Origin of the sequence: Chitinophaga sp. Cy-1792 (assembly GCF_011752935.1) — a bacterium.
Lineage (GTDB): Bacteria > Bacteroidota > Bacteroidia > Chitinophagales > Chitinophagaceae > Chitinophaga.
Genome location: NZ_VWWO01000002.1, coordinates 1,335,022 through 1,349,881 on the forward strand (window position 1 = coordinate 1,335,022; position 14,860 = coordinate 1,349,881).

Genomic DNA, 14,860 nt, shown 5'->3' on the forward strand with positions numbered 1-14,860 from the left:
AAAGGAGCTCATATGAGCTCCTTTTTACTATCGTTACCACAGCTAATCATTTAGTCCCTTTCCGTCCAGTATGGCCCCGATTGCCTTTTCTACCCTGGCTTCCCGGGTTTTGGAGGTTTTAGGTTGCGAGAAGTGAAACAGATAGGCACGTTGCCTGCCAGGTGTCAGGGCTTCAAAGGCACGTCTAAGGTTCGGATTTTTATCCAGGCGCTGCTGGAACTCTTCCGGTACTTTATAATCCGCTGTTTTTTTCATTACCACTTTCAGTCCTGCCTTTTCTATTGCTATTGCTTCCTGGATGTACGTCTTCAATGTCTTTTTCAGTTGTTTGATTTCTTTGACATTGGTAAAGCGTATCTGGCGGCCTGCTTGTACGTTTTCCGACTGCTGAATGAGTATGCCTTCCGGATCCTGCATCAGTGCGCCTTTGAAAAGTAGCAGTGCGCAATATTCCTTGAAGCCATGGATGAGCACCACATTGCCACCTTCGTAGCTATAGCAGGGCTGGCCCCATTTCAATTCTTCTGTCAGTTTGGTGTCGAGTACAATCGAGCGGAGCAATTTATATTCCTCCTGCCATTGGGAGGCTTCGTCAAAGAAAAAATCAACCTTAGGATTCATAGCACGGTGGTTTATATATTAGTGATCAGCTTTCTGTTTGCTGGTCTGAAATACCAGGAGATTAAAGTTAAAGCTAATAACAGTAAAGATGGGTAAATTTTATCGAAACCATCATGCACCATGAAGTGGGAGTAGAGCGCGCCGGTAGTGAGAAAGAACATACCAGCATAGGCCCATTCCTTCACCAGTGGGAAGCGTGGTACCAATATAGCGATGGTGCCCAGGATTTTCCATATACCCAGCAGCTTCAGGATATAAACCGGAAATCCCAGTTCCGTCATAAAATCGTTTTCGGCTTTCATGCCGCTCAATTGTACATATGCTGTAGAAACGAGTCCCAGCGCCAGCCACAGGGTAGCTATCCAATAAATGATCTTTCCGGTCTTAGTGTTTGTCATAGGTGATTATTTTACTTTGCTAAGTATAGATTCGAGACGATTGTGTGCGTAGTTGATACCCTGGCTGAAAGGCATTTTCAGGTTCTGGTCGCGGAGGTCTGCCGTTTCATAGATGACGTGCATGGTGAGTTTGCTGGTGTCATTACCAGTAGACTCAAACCTCAAGAACTCTAGGGTAGGGCCGAATGGTGCATTCTCCATTTCAAAGGTCCTGACGATTTTTTCATTCTCTGTGAGGGCATGTATCACGCCATTTGCACGAAACACCGGTGTGCCATGCTGGTCTTTGGTTTCAAACTGAAAGCTGCCATGTTGCCTGTTTTCCAGCTTTAAAACGGCGGTGCCCATCCATTGTGTGATGATGTCGGCTTCGGTGTAAGCTTTATACAGTAAATCTACCGGTATTTCAAATTCCCGGGTAATGGTCAGATCCTGGCGGCCTTCTGCGGCTGATATTTTGGTTTTCAGTTCCATGGTAGTACCTATTTTTTGGGTTTGTAATTTTTCATGATCTCTTCGAGTTTATTGAATTTCGCATCCCAGAATTGACGGAATGGTTCAAGGAAATCAGCTATTTCTTTCATTTTATTGGGATTTAAGTGATAGTAGATTTCTCTGCCGTTTTGCTCCTGCTTCAATAACTCGCACTCCGTGAGTATCTGCAGGTGCTTGGATACGGTGGGCCTCGCCGTATCAAAATTGGAGGCTATAGCTCCCGCTGTCATCGCCTGTGCTGCTACCAGTAATAATATTGCCCTCCTGGTAGGGTCAGCTATTGCCTGGAAAACATCTCTTCTTAAATTCATTGTGTAGCCATTTGACTACAAATATATATGTAGTCATTTAACTACGCAAATTTATTTTGGATCTAGGCAAGTTGGAAAGTGATATTTTTGAAAAGAGATCTATTTGTAAACTCAATCGGACGGACCATGACACTTAAAGACAAGCAGGTATTTATAGTAGGTTACGGCGCCATCGGCAAGGCACTGGCCGTATTTTTACAACGTAGGGGCGTTGACGTTAAAATAGCAAGAGGCCGTATACAGGAGGAAGGGACTTCCCGGCAACAGATATCGGTGCAATTGCCGGACGATACCATCGTGGAGGCAGCCATCGACGTTTTGCCGCTGAAGGCCTTGCAGGGGCAGGACGGCGTGCTCGTATTAACGACCAAATCTTTCGGAAATGAAACCCTGGCGGCAGCGTTGAAAACGATGCAGGTAAATATGCCGGTAGTGATACTGCAGAACGGACTGAATGTAGAGCAGTCTTTTGAGGGCTCCGGCTTTGAAAACGTATATCGGTGTGTGTTATTTGCCACCAGCCAGCACCTGGAAGGGCAGCGGGTAAGATTTAAACCGGTAGCGGTATCTCAGGTGGGCGTTATTAAAGGAAGTGATGTGTTGTTATCCGAAATAGTGGCGCTGCTTTCAACGCCGGATTTCCCTTTCGGGGTAGCCAGGGATATACAGCCGGTCATCTGGAAAAAAGCGATTGCCAACAGCGTGTTTAATTCTGTCTGCCCACTGTTGAATGCTGATAATGGCATTTTTCACCGTGATCCTGCTGCCATGGCCATCGCGTCGGAGATTATCGCAGAATGTCTGCTGGTAGCTGCTGCCAAAGGCGTTTTACTGGAAGCGGGCGATATTGAAAATACATTGTTGCAAATTAGTAAATCCTCAGACGGACAGCTGATCTCCACCTTGCAGGACCTCAACAACGGGCGACCTACAGAAATAGACACCCTGAATATAGCCATCGCTCAAATGGCCACAGCATTGAATATGGCCGATAAGGTACCAAGGACGGCCATGTTGGGGCAGCTGATAAAAATCAAATCGGCGTTGGTACAGCCGAAATAAAATGCTGGACATCTCCCGATTATTATAAAAAATAAAGCCTTCTCCACCCGGAGAAGGCTTTATTTTTTATAGAAAGTAATGTTACAATGCTACTTTTTTATTGCGGATGGTCAGTAAAACCACGGTGGTGATAATACACAGACTCCCGATCCAGTCGATGGCAGTAAAAGAAGTATTGAGCCAGAGCACTGCCAGTATGGTAGCGGAGAGTGGTTCGGCGGTGGCGAGCAGACTGGATTTCTGGCCGCCAATGATTTTTACGGCCGTCATGTAGGCATAAAACGGGATGATGGTGCCTAAGATCATGAGGTATACGAAACCAATCACTGTTTGGAAATCCCATATGCCTGATACGCGCCATGGTGCGTGAACAAAGCAGAAGGCGATTCCGCCGCAGAGCATGCCCCATCCGGTAACAGTGGCGGCATTGTATTTCTTCAGCAGTTCAGCAGGTTGCAGGGTGTATATCGCCAGCGCAATAGCCGAGGCGATGCCCAGCAATAGCGCCGTAACAGAAATGGATAAGGTATGTACGTTGCCATGTGTTACCAGCAGGAAGGTGCCTATTACTGCCAGGGAGATTTCCAGCAGTTCCGTGAGTTTGGGAACAGCTTTCTTCTTCAGGGCAAGGTATACCACAATCATTACCGGCCCGGTATATTGCAATACCGTGGCAGTGGCGGCATTGGAGTACCTGACAGCGGCAAAATAGGTGTATTGTACTGCCAGCATACCCGTGATGCTGAATACCAGCAGTTGTATGGCACTGGATTTTTCCTTCCAGATATCGTTAATGGGTGCTTTTTCTACTGTTTTGGCAAACAGCAGGAGGCAGGTACCTGCTATCAGCAGTCGTACTGTTATCAGCCATTCTACATTGAGTTCCTTGTTCTGGAGGAGGAACTGTCCTACGTTTCCTGAAACGCCCCAGAGCGATGCCCCTGCAATCGCCAGTAGGATACCTTTCAGACTTTTATTTTCCATTTCCTGTTGTGACTTTAATCCTGAGCTGCAAAATTATCTGAAGCAGATGAATTATTTGCATCAATATCACGTCTTAACCAATTTTTGGCCTGATCCGGACAATTTTCAGCCACCAGTAATCATATTTACGGTAGCTGGCGGTTCTTTTCCCAGCCCCTCAGGGGTTGGGAAAAGAACCGCCCTTTTGACACCGCCTGCGGCGGTATCAAAAGGGCGGTAGAAAAATAACATAGTTTATCAACCACCAATCAACCTGGCGATCAAAAAAGCACAGGCTGCGGCAATGGTACCAATAACGGCCACGCGGATACCACCTGTAAGCGGGTTCAGACCGGTAAAGCGGCTCTTCACGTAACCAAAGCTAAACAGGCAGATAATGGTGATGATGGCAGAGATCTTCAGGCCTTCAATGCCGCTGCTGACAAAGAAATAGGGCATTAGTGGTATTAGTCCGCCGACGATATAGGACACCCCAATATTGAGCGCGCTTTTGGTGGCGCGTCGTGGATCGGGCTTTTCGAGGCCCAGTTCATATTTCATCATGAAGTCGGCCCAGCGGTCTTTATCGGTGATCAGTTCGGCGGCTGCTTTTTGTTGCAGGTCTCGGCTAAGGCCTAGTTCCGCGAAGAAAGTTTCTACTTCCTCCCGTTCTCTGTCCGGCACCGTTTCTATCTCTTCATATTCTCTTTTTAATTCGCTGGCGTAATGGTCCTGCTCTGTTTTGCCGGCGAGATATCCACCGAGTCCCATGGCAATGGAGCCTGCGGCAATTTCCGCCAGTCCGGCCACAACAATAAGGTTTACGTCCTTTACAGTGCCGCTGAGGCCCGCTGCCAGTGCAAATGGCACGGTAAGTCCGTCAGACATCCCAATTACAATATCCCTGAGCAGTTCCGAACCGGTGAAATGCTTTTCCTGGTGCTGGTGAGTCATGCGATAAGTCAGTTTTAAATCTTAGGATCAACGATAACGGGCATAAATGTAATTATTATTTTATTTGTGAGCAGTTGGGCTGTAAAAAATCATATCCGCTCCTCTTTTGTTTGGATGGTTGGTATATTATTTATTTTTCTGCAGATAAATACTTTGCTGCAAATGTTTTTGTGTAATCTTTTATGATTTCCCTCACTTCCCGGAATGCTGCTGTAATCTCTTCTTCCGTACCGGTGGCCTTTGCCGGGTCGGGGAAGTTTTCATGGAATAGCTGTGCACTGGTCGGGAAATAGGGGCAGCGCTCTTTTGCATGGTCGCATACGGTAATAACGTAGTCGAACGGAATATTCATGTATTCGGAAATGTTATTGGAAGTGTGAGCGGAGATATTGATGCCATCTGCTGCCATGGTGGCTATTGCGCGTGGATTGACGCCATGTGTTTCCACGCCGGCGCTGTAAATTTCCGCATTGTTTCCGGCAAAGTGACGGAGGTAACCTTCGGCGATCTGGCTGCGGCAGCTGTTGCCGGTGCATAATACTAATACCTTTTTCATAAGTAATTTGTAGTAATTGTAGTAGTTGTTTTTTGATTATTGTATTTCCGGAAGCGTGTACCATTTCTTTCTGAACCAGTAGGCGACATTTACCAGTGCGATCAGGGCAGGTACTTCTACCAAAGGTCCTATTACACCGGCAAATGCCTGGCCGGAGTTGATACCGAATACACCGATAGCCACTGCTATGGCGAGTTCAAAATTGTTGCCTGCGGCAGTGAACGCAATAGAAGTATTACGGGCATAATCTATTCCCAGGAGCTTTCCCAGGAAGAAACTCACCAGGAACATGATGATAAAATAGATCATCATCGGAATGGCTATTCTTACGACGTCCATCGGCAACTGTAGTATCAGTCTGCCTTTCAGCGTGAACATTACTACGATGGTAAACAATAGGGCGATCAGGGTAATGGGAGAAATGGTTTTCAGGTATTTTTCCCGGAACCATGTTTCGCCCTTCCAGGCGATCAGGGAATAGCGGCTGATGATGCCTGCCAGGAAAGGAATTCCAAGATAGATGGCGGTACTATAGGCAATTTCACCGATCGTAATGTTAACAGTAGCGCCCTGCATACCAAATACAGCAGGAAGCCAGGTGAGGAACACATACGCATATACGCTGTAAAACAGTACCTGGAAAATGCTGTTGAGTGCAACCAATCCTGCCGCATATTCACGACTCCCATCGGCCAGTTCATTCCATATGATGACCATAGCCACGCATCTGGCCATCCCGATAAGCATCAAGCCTGTCATATATTCCGGGTAGTCGTGCAGGAAAATGGCTGCCAGTGCAAACATCAGCAGGGGGCCTATTACCCAGTTGAGCAGGAGAGAAACAGATAAAACCCTGGTGTTACGGAATACTTCCGCCATCTGCTCATACCTGACTTTTGCCAGCGGAGGATACATCATCAATATCAATCCTGCCGCCAGTGGAATGTTTGTGCTTCCGGAAGAGTAGTGGTTAATAAAAGTTGCAGACGAAGGAAAGAAATAGCCAATACCTGTGCCTATGGCCATTGCCAGGAAAATCCACCAGGTAAGGTAACGGTCGGTAAAACTCAGTCTGCGTGGTGCAGATGTGTATGTTGACATAATCGAAATTTAAAATTCCTGGGGGAGTGTTAGCAGCAGCCCGGAGGGCAGCAAGCGTCTGCTGGTTTTTCTGCATATACTGTTATGCTGAAGATGCCGGCATTGCCGTTACGGAATGCGGTTATTTCCGTTTCGTTCAGGTACCCGGAAAGGATATCATCAGGGATGGTGATTACTTTTTCCTTTTGTACCGTTATATTCTTAAAGCCATTGTCATTGATCAGCCGGAGGTATTCTTCTTTTGGAATGGCGCCGGATACGCAGCCGGCGTACATTTCTGCAGCCTCTTGAATAGCAGGGGGCAGTGTGCCTGTGAGCACGATATCTGAAATACTGAAGTGGCCACCGGGTTTCAGTACGCGGTAGATTTCCTTCAGTACATTATTTTTATCAGGGACGAGGTTAAGTACACAGTTGCTGACGATGACGTCTGCTACATTAGCGGTTACGGGCATATGTTCAATATCTCCCTGGCGGAATTCCACGTTGTTGAAGCCGAGTTTTTCTGCGTTGGTGCGTGCCCGTTCTATCATGGCGGGTGTGAAGTCGATGCCGATTACTTTTCCCGTTTCACCGGTTTCATGGCGGGCGATGAAGCAGTCGTTGCCGGCGCCGGACCCCAGGTCAATTACGGTGTCGCCTTTTTTAATCCTGGCATATTGTGTAGGCAGGCCGCATCCCAGTGCCAGGTCGGCATCGGGATTATACCCTTCCAGTCCGGAATAATCATCGCTCATGATGTTGTATACTTCCGTGGAACAGCTGCCTGCGCCGCAGCAGGAGGCAGCGTTGATGGCTTTGTCCTGGGCGGCAATTTCCGCATATTTCGTTTGTACGAGCTGTTTTTTCTGTTCGTCTGTATGCATAAAAAAAGCTTTATTGTATTATTGCAATATTACGATTGATTAAGGCAAAAAATTTTTAGCAGCAGTTTCCCTGCGGATCTACATCTTTAAAGAAAGCGTTAAACAGGCTTTTGTACTGTTTCCAGACCGCAGGATTGATGCAATAGCATACACTGGCCCCTTCGATGCTTCCCTTGATGATACCGGCGGTTTTGAGCTCTTTCAGGTGCTGGGAAGTGGTGGCCTGTGCCAGCCCCAGTTCATCTACCAGGTCGCCACATACACAGGCATTCTTTTTTACCAGGTATTGCAGGATGGCGATACGAGCAGGGTGCGCCAGTGCCTTCGCCATGGCGGCAATGTCGTTCTGTTCCCTCGTAAATAAATCTGCTTTCGTCGCTCCCATATACCTTCTTGTTATCGCAATATTACGATGGTTGTTCCGGATTACCAAGAATATTTTTGCAGTCTATGTAAAAGCGCCGCCAATCGGTATTTCCTCCTATCTTTAGTATTCACGTGTTTAACTGATGAAGAAACTGATGGCCTTATCGGGGCATTGTCTGCTCGAAATTGCAGCCGGACAAAAGAATCCTTTTCCGCGGTCTAAAAGGTCGCCGGAATACTTGGTATTACTGGTTCATGAAGGCGTGGGTAGCTGGCAGGCCGACTTTGCAGCCTACCCCTTCAAAGCGCCGGCGATACTATTTGCCACGCCACTACAGGCGGTACAGGTAAAGGCTGCCGGCGTACTGTCGTGGTCACTTATAAAGTTTCACAGCGATTTCTACTGCATAGAGGCCCATCACGAGGAGGTGGCCTGTAATGGATTACTGTTTAATAATATTTATAAAGATCCGTCTGTATCGCTTACATCATCTTCCCATATAGCTTTTAAACAGATATTTGAGCAGATGGAGGAGGAGTTTACCGGCGGACACCCCTCCGCTATCGTGTTGCGGGCATACCTGCAGCTTGTACTCGCGAAGAGCAGTACCTACAAGGTTCGCGAGGAAGCGGTCATTGCATCAGCGGGGCGTAAGGATGCCAGGATGGAAGCCTTCCGCCAGCTGCTGGACGAGCATTTTCTTACCTTACATAAACCTGCCGAATATGCCGGCCTGCTGGCCATGACGCCGAATGCACTCAGCAAAAAAGCCATTGGCTATTTTGGCAAAACGCCTTCTCAGCTGATACAGGAGCGCATTATCCTCGAAGCTAAAAAGCTGCTGCACCTTACGCAGCTCAGCATAAAAGAGATTGCCTTCCGGCTGAAGTTTGAAGATGAATACTATTTCAGCCGCTATTTTAAAAAGGCGGTAAGCGAATCTCCCCAGGCTTTTCGCAAAAAGGTAGGTATCTCCGAAGTGGCATATTCGTCCAGCTAACGTCCATATACGTCCATTTTATCGGGTGTGGCACTGCGGTACTTTTGTTGCAGATCAAATTGTTCTGTATATGAAAATGCTGATGATATGGTTAGCAGGCCTGCAGCCCCGGTTTATCAACTTTATGCGGGTGTCCGTCTTTATAGTCATGGCCTGGATCGGCGGGCTGAAAGCCTTTCACTATGAGGCTGACGGCATTGTACCGTTTGTGGCCAACAGCCCGGTGATGCGTTTTTTCTATCATCACCCTAACGGCTATACGCAATATAAAAACCCGGAAGGGAAGGAGGTTGCCAGAAATATAGCATGGCATGAATCCAACGGCACCTATGTATTTGCATGGGCTTTGGGCACGGTGATTGTGGGCATCGGCACACTGGTGTTACTGGGCATATGGTTGCCGCGCATAGGATTGATTGGTGGTTTGCTGACTTTTGGCATGGCGCTGGTCACGCTTTCTTTCCTGGTGACCACACCGGAAGTTTATGTACCCAGTCTGGGAGGCGATTTCCCTACAGCTGTCCATGGCTTCCCTTACCTTTCAGGGGCAGGCAGACTGGTATTAAAAGATATCATGATGATGGCCGGAGGACTGATATGTGCCTCAGATGCCGCAAAGAAAATATTGTTACGGTAAAGGAAATTACTGGTAAAAACACCTGTTATCATGCAGGTGTTTTTTTAGTGAGATAGTAAAGCCATTATTTTATTGCAGTTATTATAGAGATCTGTAGTAATTTCAATGCTATGAAAAACCGGACCTCCATTGTACCAGCATATGTTGTTGTATTGACCTTCAGTATACTTACCGCCTGTGGTAGCCAGCAGCAGCAGGAATCAAAGCAGCAATTACCCGGCACTTCGCTGCCTGCGCAGTCCGATAGTGTTACTCCCAGAGATAAAAGTATGGCCGATACCAGTGGCGACGAACAACAGTTTCGTATAGTCCTGCAGGCCTTGCAGCGCGCCGTGAAAACGAACAATCGGGATACTATCCGCCAATACCTGCGTTTTCCGTTGCAGACAGCCATGCAATGGACCAATGACGATGTGAAGGCTGGAACGGTAGATAAGCCTGGCGGACTGGTGAGCGCGGCAGATTTTAATAAATATTATAACAGCATTTTCCATCCGGATGTAGGCAGGCTGCTGCCTGAGGCCGGGGAAGATAATTTGCAGGAAATCGATGCGGATTCGCCGGAGGATTATTATAAGACCTTGCGCAGGGTAACGGATAAGCATTCGCACCTGTACGAGGTGTATCAGCAATATCCGGAGAAAAATACCCAGGCGGAAAGCTTTTTCGGGTTTGTATTTGGCAGGGTAGATGGGGAGTATAAGGTGATTGCCTATTATGGCAAATGGCCGGTGAAGGATTGATGCCGGAGTGTAAAAAGACTGGCTCTATTTAGGGGCGTTGTAGTTACAGTCCGAAAATTAAAAGCACCATTTTACAATAATCGTAATAAAAAAACCTGCGACGTGCGCAAGTTTCTTTATTACGGATAAAGTAACCAGCAAAACTTTAATTATTGGCAACATACTGTTGGTAGTTGTCCAGGATAGCCTGCCATCCTGCTTTTTGCATTTCTAATGGATTTTCAGTTTCCGGATCGAAGGAGACGTTTATGTTCGTTTGTCCGTCGCCGTTAGCTTCGAAAAGGACATTCACTTCTCTGCCATCCGGCATGGTATAGGTAAATGATTTTCCGGGAATAACTTCGTTGTAGGTTGCTTCAAAATCGAATCCGAAGCTACCGTCTCTGGCCTCCATCCTGGCGCTGTATTTTCCGCCGGGAACCATGTTGTTGGATGCGGAAGGGCAATGCCAGGAAGGATCTGCAAAGTTCCATTGGGTGATGTGTACTGGTTCATTATAGTAATCCCAGGCTTTCTGCGTATTTACAGGAACGGAAGTGGCGATGATGATTTTGTTACTCATAAAAAATATAGTCAGGGGTGAAGAAATAGTTTATTGTTTGTGGGTGAGTTTTTCCAGGAGCTGGTCCAGTTTTTCCAGGGTAGCGGTGAGGCCTTGTTCCATGCCCATCTGTACTACTTTTTCGAGGTCGGCCAGGGATTTATAGCTCACAATAATTTCTACTACTGCGTTGTCACCTTTATCGGAGAAGGATACACGCCATTCAGCACGGGGGAGTTCTTCGTTGATGTCGCCGGCTTCATTGCTGAAGGCATCGGAGGAGGTATAATAATCGATGGGCCGTATGGTGTGGTATTCCGTGTAGCCCCAGTATTCGGTGCCATTCGGGTCAACCATGGCATAGTGCCAGTGGCCGCCTTCGCTGAAGTCCATGGATTTTGTTTTGGTAGTCAGCGGAGCGGGAGCGAACCATTGGTCCAGCAGTTCTGACCTGGTATAGCAATCCCATACCAATTGCCTGCCGGCCATGAATTCGCGTCTGATGGTGAGCTGGTTGTTCTGCTTATCGGGGATGAAGTCGAATAATACTTTGTTTTTCATGAAGGCTTCTTTTTGATAGTTGCTAGCAATTGATCGAGTTGATTGAAGCGGCTTTCCCAGATTTTCCTGAATTGTTCCAGCCATTTATCTATCTCTTTCATTTTATCTACTTCGAGTAAATAATATATTTCTCTTCCTTGCTGTTCCTGTTTTACCAGTTCGCATTCCGTTAATATTTTCAGGTGTTTGGAGATTGCCTGCCTGGAAGTATCGAAGTGCTCGGCAATGCTATTCGGTGTCATTGCCTGCAATGCTATCAGCGCTATGATGGCGCGTCTTGTAGGGTCAGCTATCGCCTGGAAAATATCTCTCCTCATGTTTTTTTTCTTAATTGTTTCAAATATGAAACCATTTGATTGCAAATATATGTGCAACCAATCAGTTTCGCAAATTTATTTTTATCTGCCTGAAAATAGAAATGTAAGAAGATATCCCCCTTACGCCTATACGACGAAAAGGGGGATACTATTTCTTCCTGGAAATGATGTTACAGGATTAAGGCCGTAGCTGTAAAATTTTATAGCATAGTGGTATCAAACCGAATGAAACGGCTATAAAAATAGCAACACGAAAATAGTTGAGTGTTTGCCAGCGGGCAACCCGTGCTGCCAGGTCTTTCACTGCTACCGGAGCAGTCGCCATTTTTTGAAAATCCATGATATTGGGTGCGAAGTATCCGATTGTCCAGACTCTTACTGCAAAGTGAACCGCGAATAAGAGCAGCAGCCAGTTGCGTGCAAAACTGATCTTCCAGCAGAAGATGATGGCGAGCAGGAAAGTAAGTTCATGTAAAGAATGGAAAACGATCCAGAAATTTTTCAGGCTGGTACCGCGCCCATCCAGTAAAAGGTTGAAATGTGCAGGCGCGTTGCCAGTCCATTTAGGCACAAATATCAGCGTCTCGAAAACCTGTGCGCCATTCATCATGAAATAGATGAGCGTTGTTACAAAGAGCCATATTTCTGCCCTGTTGAGATAACCTGTGGTGATATTATCCATGATCATCAGATTTAATTTTTGTGTCGAAAGCGAAGTAATGAATACTTTTAAATATCGAATCCGATATAAAAGTAATGATATTAGTGCATCTGCCAAAAGAATTCCTTCTTTTTTAACTATATTTATGACGAATCCGATATAATATGAGTGAATTGGTAAAACTGGTAGCGGCCTGGGAGGAATATACCAGCAAGCATACAACCGCTACCGCAGTGGAATTCTGCATGGACTTCCTGGCGAAAGAGCAGCATAACCAGCTTTTCGGTGGTATCACCCCGCCTGACCTGGATACGCTGTTTGCCAAGCTGATAGGGCGACTGGGCGCCATGCAAACGGCCTATTCAAAAATGGCCCTGCAGGAACTCCCTGGCTTTGAGCTGGAATGGTTTTACTTTCTGAATACGATCTATCACCTGAAAGAAGTGAATAAATCGCAGGTAATACAGTACAATTTTACAGAGCAGACAACCGGTATTGATACCCTCAATAAATTGAAGAAACTGGGCTATATCACCGAAAGAACGGACCCGGGTGATAAGCGTGCAAAGCTCGTCAGCCTGACAAAAGCCGGTGAGAAAATTCTGGCGAAGGCATATCCGCTGCTATATAAACCAACGCTGCTCATGTATGATGCGATCGATCCGAAAGACAAACAGGTAGTCGTTAATATTCTTAAGAACACAGAAGTAGAACAGCAGGAAATTTTTACCAGCGGAAAAAACAAGTCTATTGATGAGCTGCTCATCGCGGCACTGGGAGAGCAAAAACTGACCCGTCTGAAAGCAGAACAGCAGCAAAGAGTGAATACCTACGCCCGGACCAGTCACAGAAAATGAGTGAGATAAAATATATCAGGGTTTTCCGGGAATGCTGCTATGATTACTGGTGCAGCGCTGGCGGTTGATGGTGGTGTATCTGCCGGATAAACCCTGAACTTTCCATGATAAATGTATAGGCGTTGGCGTTAGTAAGCATATATTGATTTTCTTTATATTAGATGACCGAATTTATTATCGCCAACGCTTATTTATCAAACTATTCCTATGGGTCTATTCGATTTCTTCAAGAAGAAAAATACGGCTGCAAGCGAGCCACCAGCAGGCAGCAATAATCAGGAGGCACTGTTTGCAGCCGAGGTATTTCGTACTATTCCGCGATATATTTCCAAACCCGGTGCAGCAGTAGAAGCGCTGTTATTACATCCTGAAACAAACGAGCCTACCACGTGGGCAGCACTATACCCGGAGCAGTATAATGCCTGGAAGGCAGTAAAATCACTGGCAGACCGGCGTGGAATTATCTATTCGTTACTGGATAACCAACTGGGGCAAACGCTGCAGCTATGGCAGATCATGGAGCGCTTCAACGACGACAGGTACCCGCAGAAGGCGCTGGAAATGAGCACAAAATTTATGGACGAAGAACAGGAGCAAAATCCTGATTTTCATAGTGCGATGGCAAAAACATATTTTATCCTGATGCAGTACGAAGACGCACTTCGTCATTGTGATAAGGCCATGGCACTGGATAGCACCAGTATCAGAAGCAGGCGTATTTATGCAGATGTGCTGCATGTTACAGGTAAACATGCGGAGGCACACGCATTGTATAATGAAATATTGAACGGGAAAATTCCGAAAGATAAGGAGATGTCGCTGTCCGTTCAGGACCTGCTTGGGTTTGATGGCGACTTCATCAACTCGCCCGTATATGCGTTTGCGTGGTTGAGCAATGGCCAGGAGATTCCGGATACTATCTGGGACTGGGCCAACGAAGAGTTTTATTACAGCCCGTACTTCCGTTCTCAATATGGCTACTGGCTGATCCGCAAGCAGGAAACCCTGCGTGGATTTACCAAACTGTTTTGCCTGGTACAGGAAATGCCATGGTGTAAAGAGGCTGCCAGGAACTGCCATAGCATCATTGAGCAGATGGGTATGAAAGAGCAGATGAAAAAGGAGCGTGCCTGGCTGGAAGAGGTGATGGCATAGGGGATTATTACCTACTGTATAAATGAAAAGACCTGCAGATTCCGCAGGTCTTTTCGTTTATACGGCTTACTGCATTACATTGGCAATAACCTGTTGTAGGCGCCTGGGATCATTCCGGTGTGCTTCTATCAGCCCTATATTGGCCAGGGTAAAGTGCCGCAGGTAATGGTTCGGCGTATCAAGGTGATTGCTTTTCTTACTTTTAATATTCGTGCGGATTGCGCTGAAAGACCTGAAAATTCCCCATGGAACACCCCACCAGCCAAGGGTTATCGTTTTTGTCAATGCATTATTGTTCAGGGTGTCCAGACAAGACGGGCAGCCTACATGGACCTTCCTTTTATATTGTGTAAGAATGATAAAGCTCATTACTTCTGCTGTCAGCGTGGCATTGAGTGTATGGGTGCTGCTACCACAAACCGGGCAGTTAAGGTGATTGATCAGGTTGCAATACTGATCTATTTCTTCAATTGAATAGGTTTGTTGTTGTGCATCGAGTGCATCCAGCAACCGGGAACTCATGCCGCGTTTCTTTATTTCCTCTTTTGCGACTGCCAGGGCTTCAGGTGTGAGCCCGTCGGCATTGGTGGTGACCAGGTGTGCCAGTTCTGTATCAGACATCTTTGCATAACGTTCCTGTACAAATTTTATATCAATTCCGGTACTCATAGGGATAGTCAATTTTGGCAAAAGT

Annotated in this window: 21 protein-coding genes; 6 read left to right on the forward strand and 15 right to left on the reverse strand. The window is 46.5% G+C overall.

Annotated features, from left to right (window positions below):
• Positions 1-42: 42 nt before the first annotated feature.
• Genes F3J22_RS19575 through F3J22_RS19590 form a run of 4 tightly spaced genes read right to left on the reverse strand, consistent with a single transcriptional unit; the run spans position 43 to position 1,825 of the window.
• Positions 43-621, reverse strand: coding sequence for a YdeI family protein (locus F3J22_RS19575; protein ID WP_167019629.1), 579 nt, complete (start codon positions 619-621; stop codon positions 43-45).
• 11 nt (positions 622-632) lie between these two features.
• Complete coding sequence (locus tag F3J22_RS19580) at positions 633-1,019, reverse strand: DoxX family protein (RefSeq protein WP_167019630.1); 387 nt, start codon at positions 1,017-1,019, stop codon at positions 633-635.
• A 6-nt stretch (positions 1,020-1,025) separates the two neighbouring features.
• A complete protein-coding gene (locus tag F3J22_RS19585) occupies positions 1,026-1,493 on the reverse strand; it encodes an SRPBCC domain-containing protein (protein ID WP_167019631.1) in 468 nt (155 codons plus the stop codon).
• An 8-nt stretch (positions 1,494-1,501) separates the two neighbouring features.
• Entirely contained in the window at positions 1,502-1,825 is a 324-nt protein-coding gene (locus F3J22_RS19590; RefSeq protein WP_167019632.1) for a helix-turn-helix transcriptional regulator, read from the reverse strand.
• Between the two features lie 126 nt (positions 1,826-1,951).
• On the opposite strand from F3J22_RS19590, the gene F3J22_RS19595 reads away from it, so the two are divergent.
• Entirely contained in the window at positions 1,952-2,887 is a 936-nt protein-coding gene (locus F3J22_RS19595) for a ketopantoate reductase family protein (RefSeq protein WP_167019633.1), read from the forward strand.
• 81 nt (positions 2,888-2,968) lie between these two features.
• Here the strand turns inward: F3J22_RS19595 and F3J22_RS19600 are convergent, their stop codons facing one another.
• From F3J22_RS19600 to F3J22_RS19625, 6 genes are all read right to left on the reverse strand, one after another.
• On the reverse strand, positions 2,969-3,871 hold the full coding sequence (locus F3J22_RS19600) for a DMT family transporter (protein ID WP_167019634.1): 903 nt from the start codon (positions 3,869-3,871) through the stop codon (positions 2,969-2,971).
• A 237-nt stretch (positions 3,872-4,108) separates the two neighbouring features.
• Entirely contained in the window at positions 4,109-4,804 is a 696-nt protein-coding gene (locus F3J22_RS19605) for a VIT1/CCC1 transporter family protein (protein ID WP_167019635.1), read from the reverse strand.
• A gap of 130 nt (positions 4,805-4,934) precedes the next feature.
• A complete protein-coding gene (locus F3J22_RS19610) occupies positions 4,935-5,360 on the reverse strand; it encodes an arsenate reductase ArsC (RefSeq protein WP_167019636.1) in 426 nt (141 codons plus the stop codon).
• Between the two features lie 36 nt (positions 5,361-5,396).
• Positions 5,397-6,461 carry an ACR3 family arsenite efflux transporter gene (arsB, locus tag F3J22_RS19615; RefSeq protein ID WP_167019637.1) on the reverse strand — a complete coding sequence of 355 codons (1,065 nt, stop codon included), beginning with the start codon at positions 6,459-6,461 and terminating at the stop codon, positions 5,397-5,399.
• 29 nt (positions 6,462-6,490) lie between these two features.
• Positions 6,491-7,327: an arsenite methyltransferase gene (locus F3J22_RS19620; RefSeq protein WP_167019638.1), complete on the reverse strand. Its 837-nt coding sequence runs from the start codon at positions 7,325-7,327 to the stop codon at positions 6,491-6,493.
• Positions 7,328-7,382: 55 nt separating this feature from the next.
• Complete coding sequence (locus F3J22_RS19625; protein ID WP_167019639.1) at positions 7,383-7,712, reverse strand: helix-turn-helix transcriptional regulator; 330 nt, start codon at positions 7,710-7,712, stop codon at positions 7,383-7,385.
• A 124-nt stretch (positions 7,713-7,836) separates the two neighbouring features.
• Here F3J22_RS19625 and F3J22_RS19630 point away from each other — a divergent pair, with 124 nt between their 5' ends.
• From F3J22_RS19630 to F3J22_RS19640, 3 genes are all read left to right on the forward strand, one after another.
• Positions 7,837-8,694: an AraC family transcriptional regulator gene (locus tag F3J22_RS19630; protein WP_167019640.1), complete on the forward strand. Its 858-nt coding sequence runs from the start codon at positions 7,837-7,839 to the stop codon at positions 8,692-8,694.
• A 70-nt stretch (positions 8,695-8,764) separates the two neighbouring features.
• The gene (locus F3J22_RS19635) at positions 8,765-9,331 is read left to right on the forward strand and encodes a DUF417 family protein (protein ID WP_167019641.1); all 567 of its coding nucleotides are present in this window, start codon (positions 8,765-8,767) and stop codon (positions 9,329-9,331) included.
• Positions 9,332-9,441: 110 nt separating this feature from the next.
• Positions 9,442-10,074 (forward strand): hypothetical protein, encoded by a 633-nt coding sequence (locus F3J22_RS19640; RefSeq protein WP_167019642.1) that lies wholly within the window; start codon positions 9,442-9,444, stop codon positions 10,072-10,074.
• Between the two features lie 145 nt (positions 10,075-10,219).
• On the opposite strand, the gene F3J22_RS19645 is transcribed toward F3J22_RS19640, so the two are convergent.
• The 4 genes from F3J22_RS19645 to F3J22_RS19660 all read right to left on the reverse strand — a co-directional run bounded on the left by F3J22_RS19645 (position 10,220) and on the right by F3J22_RS19660 (position 12,175).
• Entirely contained in the window at positions 10,220-10,636 is a 417-nt protein-coding gene (locus F3J22_RS19645; protein WP_167019643.1) for an SRPBCC family protein, read from the reverse strand.
• A gap of 30 nt (positions 10,637-10,666) precedes the next feature.
• Positions 10,667-11,176 (reverse strand): SRPBCC domain-containing protein, encoded by a 510-nt coding sequence (locus tag F3J22_RS19650; protein WP_167019644.1) that lies wholly within the window; start codon positions 11,174-11,176, stop codon positions 10,667-10,669.
• Positions 11,173-11,493 carry a helix-turn-helix transcriptional regulator gene (locus F3J22_RS19655; RefSeq protein WP_167019645.1) on the reverse strand — a complete coding sequence of 107 codons (321 nt, stop codon included), beginning with the start codon at positions 11,491-11,493 and terminating at the stop codon, positions 11,173-11,175. The genes F3J22_RS19650 and F3J22_RS19655 overlap by 4 nt, the downstream gene beginning before the upstream one ends.
• 178 nt (positions 11,494-11,671) lie before the next feature.
• Complete coding sequence (locus F3J22_RS19660) at positions 11,672-12,175, reverse strand: transposase (RefSeq protein WP_167019646.1); 504 nt, start codon at positions 12,173-12,175, stop codon at positions 11,672-11,674.
• A gap of 143 nt (positions 12,176-12,318) precedes the next feature.
• Between F3J22_RS19660 and F3J22_RS19665 the strand changes: the two genes are divergently transcribed.
• Together F3J22_RS19665 and F3J22_RS19670 are read left to right on the forward strand one after the other, a co-directional pair.
• Positions 12,319-13,011, forward strand: coding sequence for a MarR family winged helix-turn-helix transcriptional regulator (locus F3J22_RS19665; RefSeq protein WP_167019647.1), 693 nt, complete (start codon positions 12,319-12,321; stop codon positions 13,009-13,011).
• A 207-nt stretch (positions 13,012-13,218) separates the two neighbouring features.
• Positions 13,219-14,166, forward strand: coding sequence for a lipopolysaccharide assembly protein LapB (locus F3J22_RS19670; protein WP_167019648.1), 948 nt, complete (start codon positions 13,219-13,221; stop codon positions 14,164-14,166).
• A gap of 66 nt (positions 14,167-14,232) precedes the next feature.
• On the opposite strand, the gene F3J22_RS19675 is transcribed toward F3J22_RS19670, so the two are convergent.
• Positions 14,233-14,835 carry a hypothetical protein gene (locus tag F3J22_RS19675; protein WP_167019649.1) on the reverse strand — a complete coding sequence of 201 codons (603 nt, stop codon included), beginning with the start codon at positions 14,833-14,835 and terminating at the stop codon, positions 14,233-14,235.
• Between the last annotated feature and the right edge of the window lie 25 nt (positions 14,836-14,860).

Bases quoted from the DNA above. Each gene is read 5' to 3' on its own strand.
- F3J22_RS19575 (WP_167019629.1), bottom strand. From the start codon at position 621: ATGAATCCTAAGGTTGATTTTTTCTTTGACGAAGCCTCCCAATGGCAG.
- F3J22_RS19580 (WP_167019630.1), bottom strand. From the start codon at position 1,019: ATGACAAACACTAAGACCGGAAAGATCATTTATTGGATAGCTACCCTG.
- F3J22_RS19585 (WP_167019631.1), bottom strand. From the start codon at position 1,493: ATGGAACTGAAAACCAAAATATCAGCCGCAGAAGGCCGCCAGGATCTG.
- F3J22_RS19590 (WP_167019632.1), bottom strand. From the start codon at position 1,825: ATGAATTTAAGAAGAGATGTTTTCCAGGCAATAGCTGACCCTACCAGG.
- F3J22_RS19595 (WP_167019633.1), top strand. From the start codon at position 1,952: ATGACACTTAAAGACAAGCAGGTATTTATAGTAGGTTACGGCGCCATC.
- F3J22_RS19600 (WP_167019634.1), bottom strand. From the start codon at position 3,871: ATGGAAAATAAAAGTCTGAAAGGTATCCTACTGGCGATTGCAGGGGCA.
- F3J22_RS19605 (WP_167019635.1), bottom strand. From the start codon at position 4,804: ATGACTCACCAGCACCAGGAAAAGCATTTCACCGGTTCGGAACTGCTC.
- F3J22_RS19610 (WP_167019636.1), bottom strand. From the start codon at position 5,360: ATGAAAAAGGTATTAGTATTATGCACCGGCAACAGCTGCCGCAGCCAG.
- arsB (WP_167019637.1), bottom strand. From the start codon at position 6,461: ATGTCAACATACACATCTGCACCACGCAGACTGAGTTTTACCGACCGT.
- F3J22_RS19620 (WP_167019638.1), bottom strand. From the start codon at position 7,327: ATGCATACAGACGAACAGAAAAAACAGCTCGTACAAACGAAATATGCG.
- F3J22_RS19625 (WP_167019639.1), bottom strand. From the start codon at position 7,712: ATGGGAGCGACGAAAGCAGATTTATTTACGAGGGAACAGAACGACATT.
- F3J22_RS19630 (WP_167019640.1), top strand. From the start codon at position 7,837: ATGAAGAAACTGATGGCCTTATCGGGGCATTGTCTGCTCGAAATTGCA.
- F3J22_RS19635 (WP_167019641.1), top strand. From the start codon at position 8,765: ATGAAAATGCTGATGATATGGTTAGCAGGCCTGCAGCCCCGGTTTATC.
- F3J22_RS19640 (WP_167019642.1), top strand. From the start codon at position 9,442: ATGAAAAACCGGACCTCCATTGTACCAGCATATGTTGTTGTATTGACC.
- F3J22_RS19645 (WP_167019643.1), bottom strand. From the start codon at position 10,636: ATGAGTAACAAAATCATCATCGCCACTTCCGTTCCTGTAAATACGCAG.
- F3J22_RS19650 (WP_167019644.1), bottom strand. From the start codon at position 11,176: ATGAAAAACAAAGTATTATTCGACTTCATCCCCGATAAGCAGAACAAC.
- F3J22_RS19655 (WP_167019645.1), bottom strand. From the start codon at position 11,493: ATGAGGAGAGATATTTTCCAGGCGATAGCTGACCCTACAAGACGCGCC.
- F3J22_RS19660 (WP_167019646.1), bottom strand. From the start codon at position 12,175: ATGGATAATATCACCACAGGTTATCTCAACAGGGCAGAAATATGGCTC.
- F3J22_RS19665 (WP_167019647.1), top strand. From the start codon at position 12,319: ATGAGTGAATTGGTAAAACTGGTAGCGGCCTGGGAGGAATATACCAGC.
- F3J22_RS19670 (WP_167019648.1), top strand. From the start codon at position 13,219: ATGGGTCTATTCGATTTCTTCAAGAAGAAAAATACGGCTGCAAGCGAG.
- F3J22_RS19675 (WP_167019649.1), bottom strand. From the start codon at position 14,835: ATGAGTACCGGAATTGATATAAAATTTGTACAGGAACGTTATGCAAAG.